Genomic DNA, 4,874 nt, shown 5'->3' with positions numbered 1-4,874 from the left:
TCATGCACCGAGAAGCTGACCTGCGCCTCTGCCATGGCTGGCGCATCATTCACACCATCACCGACCATGGCGACAGTTCTGCTCTCTTGCTTAAGCTCATTAATTCTTTGAGCTTTATCACGCGGTGAGAGCTTGCCGTAGGCGGATGTGATACCCAGTCGCGCCGCCACATCATCAACCACACCTTGGTGGTCGCCACTCATGATAATCACGTCGATGCCGTCTTGTTTTAATTGATCGATGGCGTCTTTGGCATTCTCCTTAATATCATCCATGAGCGCATAAGCTGCCAGAGGAATATCATTCACCGATACCGCCACGATACTGGCAATCTGCCAAACATTAGCATCATGAGCGCCAATGTATCGCACATTCTTAGCATTAGTTGGATCAGCAATCATCTCATTAAAGTGATCAAAGCCGGCAAATTGTGGCGTACCCACCTTAACCATGCCCACGCCTGCCACCTCGCCCATCAGACCCTGACCGACGACGGTAGTGGGGTTTTTAACATCGGCCAGATTAAGCCCTTGGGTTAAGGCGCTTTTAACCAATGCATTCGCCAGTGGATGTGATGCATGCTGCTCCAGGCTTGCTGTGATACCAAGTGCATCATTCCCATCCACACCATCAGACAGATAGGTAGCGCGAATACTTGGCTGGCCCATGGTGAGCGTACCTGTTTTGTCAAATACCATGGTGTCGATACGACCCGCCATCTCAAGGCTGGGCGCATCTTTAAATCGCACACCATATCGCGCCGCCGTGCCCATGCCCGCCATGATGGCAGCAGGTGTCGCCAATCCAAGCGCGCACGGACAGGCAATGACAAGCACCGAAACAGCTCTCATTAACGCCTCATCAAAGCTGCCCAATATCGCCCAATTCCCAAACAACACCACAAGCGCGATGCCAACGACCACAGGCACAAAGACGCCTGCAACTTTATCAGCCAAGCGCGCGATGTCTGCTTTTGTGCCTTGCGCCTCATCAAGTGCGCGCACCATGTCGCCAAGTGCAGTCTCGCCACCTGTGGCAGTCGCACGATATTCAAACCCACCATCAACCACGGCACTGCCAGCCAGAACCCCGTCCCCAGCTGTCTTGGCAAGTGCAGCACTCTCTCCTGTCAGGTGTGCCTCGTCAGTGAAGCCCGCCCCCGTGGTGACCACACCATCTACACCGATGCGATCGCCCACACGAGCCAGCAGAACATCACCGACTTTAATGTCTTTAACACTAACCGCACTCCATTGATCATCTGCTTTACGCTGAACCGTATCAGGCACCAGATCCATCAGCATGGATAAGCTGTTTAGGCTTTGCTGCTTGGTGCGCACCTCAAGATACTTACCAAGACTCACAAAAGCAATCACCATCACCGACGCTTCAAAGTAAACAAGTCCATGCCCACCATGATCAGAGGTGAGCCACATATAGGTTGAGTAAGCCCAAATCGCACTCGTGCCCAATGCCACAAGCACATCCATATTGGCAAGACCGCCACGAATAGATGCCCATGCACCCTTATAAAACACCCAGCCAAAACAAAACTGAACCACGCTGGCAAGCACAAACTGCACCCACACAGGCGGCATCAGTGCATGACTGCCAACCATCATACCAATCATTCCCACCCAAAATGGCAATGACAACGCCCATAGCGCAATCAATCGCCAAGGCATGCTTGGTGCTTGTTTTGGTTTTGGTGCATCGTCGATGAGCCGCCCTTCAAAGCCTGTTTTTTTGATCCAAGCTTGGATGTCCTGAGTGTCGGCATCATGATATCGGATGTTTAAGGTTTCGGTTGCAAAATTCACCTGTGCCAGATCAACCGACGGGTTTTTATTTAAAACCTTCTCTAGGCGATTGGCACAGGCTTGGCATGTCATGCCTGTGATGGCATAGCGCGCTTCTTGAGTGTCAGATTCGGGAGTGGTGTTGTTATTTTGATTGTCATTCATGGCAGTCTCGTCGTTTTTGTTATAGGTCATTTTTATTATACGCCCTTATCACCATTTATCAATCCCGATTTGCCAAAACAATTTGATAAATCCAATAAAAAAACCGAACGTATTTTAGCATTCGGTTTTTTTGTGGGTTCATCAAGTAAAGAATTAAGTTGTACTAAATCCTGAACCCTCAACAGCATCGATGATCTGAATCTTATCCAGTACTTCATCATCATAGGTGATCACAGCTTGTTCAAGTGGGCGATTTACTTCAACATCCTGCACGCCCGCCAGCTCACTCACCGCATTAATAACGCTCGTCTCACAACCCTCACAGGTCATGCCATATACTTTCAAAGTTAAGGTTTCAATACTCATGATTTTCTCCATTTGGTTAATTGTTAATCATATAAGCACTTTAGCACAGCCATCCGCCCACCACAAGCACCATTTACAAAAACACTACCCAGCCCCTACAGATTAAGTTAAGGCACCACAGGCACGATGTCTAGGCCGGCTTTCTCATCCAGACCAAACATGATGTTCATGTTCTGCACCGCTTGCCCTGCCGCACCTTTCACCAAATTATCCTGCACCACGAGTATAGTTAATGTCTCACCGTCTTGATGGACAGCCATTCTAAGGAAATTTGAAGCGCGGGTCTGACGCGTCTGCGGCAGCTGTCCCTTAGGAAGAACATCAACAAAATGCTCATCTTGGAATCGATGCTCAAACACACTTTGCCAATCGACCGCACTACCCGCCTCAGTCAATGTCAGATGAATCGTGCTGAACATGCCTCGAATCATCGGCACCAAATGCGGGACAAAGCGGATTTTATGCTCAAAATTCGAACCCAAGAGCGCATGCACACCCTGCTCGATCTCGGGCAGATGTCGATGTCCTGCCACGCCGTACGCGCTAAAATTATCCGCCGTCTCACTAAAGATCATCTCCATCTTCGCGCTGCGCCCTGCGCCTGAGATGCCTGACTTGGCATCAATGATGATATGATCGCCAACGAGCTGAGCGTTTTGACGGTTTTGCTCATCGATGATGGCGGATAAGCCCAAGATCGCTGTCGTCGGATAGCAGCCAGGGTTGCCCACGACTTTGGCATCTTTGATGGCATCGCGATTCACCTCGGGCAGACCGTATGCAGACTGCTTAAGGACATCGGGGCAATCGTGCGCCATGCCATACCATTTGCTAAACGCATCTAAGTCTTGGAGGCGAAAATCCGCCGCCAAGTCAATCACCTTGACGCCCTTTTCGGTAAGATATGGTGCTGACTTCATGGCAACCCCATGCGGCGTGGCAAAGAACACCACATCGCACGCGGTTAATTTCTCATCATCAGCATCGCTGAACACCACATCTGACAGACCGCGAAGGCTGGTGAAAATATCACTGGCTTTCTTGCCCGTTTCCGAGCGAGACGTTAGCATGGTTATCTGCGCGTGCGGATGATTCACCAGAAGACGAATCAGCTCCACACCTGTGTAACCTGTACCACCAACAATACCTACTTTAATCTTTGACATAATACCCACCATGAGATGCTTAAAAATTTCCAACAATATACCACATTTTAACCGCCTTGCCAAAACTTTTACAAATATTCAAACCTCAAAACTAAAACAACCAAATTCACCCCAAAGCGCTTTTAAGATACACGATAAGAAATCCATCATGATTTTGTAATTTTTTGGGTAATTTTTGCGATTTTTACTTGATAAAATTTGATTTTAAGTTAAGCTATACCGTTTATATTTTATCTTTTTATAGCTTATTGCCATGTCGAATTCTGATAACTCTAATTTCACCCCCGATTATGATAAAATTGCAAGTCATTATGCCAGCATCATTGAAGGCTGCGGCGAAGACCTAAGCCGCGAAGGACTACTTGACACGCCAATGCGCGCCGCAAAGGCATTTGGCTATCTGACACGCGGCTACCATCAGTCGCTTGAAATTGTGGCGAATGATGCGATTTTCCCCTCGGATAACCCCGAGCTGGTACTGGTGCAAAACATTGAGTTTTATTCACTGTGCGAACACCATCTGCTACCTTTTTATGGCGTGGCGCACGTGGGTTATCTGCCAGAAGGTAAGGTTTTGGGTCTATCCAAAGTAGCGCGCATCGTTGATATGTACGCACGCCGCTTACAAATCCAAGAGAACCTAACCAAGCAAATCGCCACTGCCATCGAAGAGCTGACGGGCTGCCGCGGCGTTGCCGTCGTGATGGATGCCAGTCACATGTGCATGATGATGCGCGGCGTGGGCAAACAACAATCCACCACCAGAACCATGAGCATGCTTGGCGAATTCACCGCCAATAATACAGCACGCGCTGAATTCTTAGACGCCATTCCTAGACGTCCGCCTGCGTTTGGCTAATACACCAATGCAATTCTTAAGTCATCCCTACCAATGTAAAAGCTGGTAGGGATTTTGTTATCCTTTACTTTCTAAATTTTATAAAATTATTAAAAATCAAATAGTTATCACTGCAAAGACAAAATATCACCTTGAAAACTGACGAAATTTTGTTATAATAAACATACTGAAGTGTTCGCCAGTAGAGCGTATTCCTGAGCCGATAATCTTATCTTAGGGACGCATTTCTACTATTTTGTTGAGCATGCCTGCATCTTTTAGATGTTTCAGGAAGCCGTAATAAATAGTGATGAATCCCGCCTTGAACTTCACGGTTCATGGTAACCCCTCTACAGCGGCACTTTGGTTTTTTATCGTCTAAATTTTTTGGTTGCGTTATTTTTGGTCTTTTTTACAATTTTTTGAAATTTTAAAAATTTTTTGTAAAAAAATGATTGACACGCAAAAAATACTTGCTATAATACGCACCAGCTTAAGCGACTTGCTTAATATTCCCCAATAGCTCAGTTGGTAGAGCAT

General features: G+C 47.3%; 4 protein-coding genes and 1 other RNA gene. 2 read left to right on the top strand and 3 right to left on the bottom strand.

Annotated elements, in window-relative coordinates; all coding sequences use genetic code 11:
- The 3 genes from GY683_RS00565 to argC form a co-directional block, all read right to left on the bottom strand.
- On the bottom strand, positions 1–1,994 hold a 1,994-nt coding region (locus tag GY683_RS00565), incomplete at its 3' end, for a cation-translocating P-type ATPase (RefSeq protein WP_297286900.1).
- 123 nt (positions 1,995–2,117) lie between these two features.
- Entirely contained in the window at positions 2,118–2,330 is a 213-nt protein-coding gene (locus GY683_RS00560; protein WP_297286899.1) for a heavy-metal-associated domain-containing protein, read from the bottom strand.
- Positions 2,331–2,437: 107 nt separating this feature from the next.
- Positions 2,438–3,496, bottom strand: a complete 1,059-nt coding sequence (gene argC, locus GY683_RS00555; protein WP_297286898.1) for an N-acetyl-gamma-glutamyl-phosphate reductase — start codon at positions 3,494–3,496, stop codon at positions 2,438–2,440.
- Positions 3,497–3,749: 253 nt separating this feature from the next.
- On the opposite strand from argC, the gene folE reads away from it, so the two are divergent.
- Both folE and ssrS read left to right on the top strand, forming a co-directional pair.
- A complete protein-coding gene (folE, locus tag GY683_RS00550; protein WP_297286897.1) occupies positions 3,750–4,355 on the top strand; it encodes a GTP cyclohydrolase I FolE in 606 nt (201 codons plus the stop codon).
- A gap of 160 nt (positions 4,356–4,515) precedes the next feature.
- A non-coding RNA gene (ssrS, locus tag GY683_RS00545) (6S RNA) lies at positions 4,516–4,708 on the top strand.
- Positions 4,709–4,874 lie beyond the last annotated feature (166 nt).

Origin of the sequence: Moraxella sp., from assembly GCF_024227015.1 — a bacterium.
Lineage (GTDB): Bacteria > Pseudomonadota > Gammaproteobacteria > Pseudomonadales > Moraxellaceae > Moraxella.
Note: the sequence above shows the minus strand (reverse complement) of the source record. Positions and strands in the feature narration are given on the sequence as shown.

Bases quoted from the DNA above. Each gene is read 5' to 3' on its own strand.
- GY683_RS00560 (WP_297286899.1), bottom strand. From the start codon at position 2,330: ATGAGTATTGAAACCTTAACTTTGAAAGTATATGGCATGACCTGTGAG.
- argC (WP_297286898.1), bottom strand. From the start codon at position 3,496: ATGTCAAAGATTAAAGTAGGTATTGTTGGTGGTACAGGTTACACAGGT.
- folE (WP_297286897.1), top strand. From the start codon at position 3,750: ATGTCGAATTCTGATAACTCTAATTTCACCCCCGATTATGATAAAATT.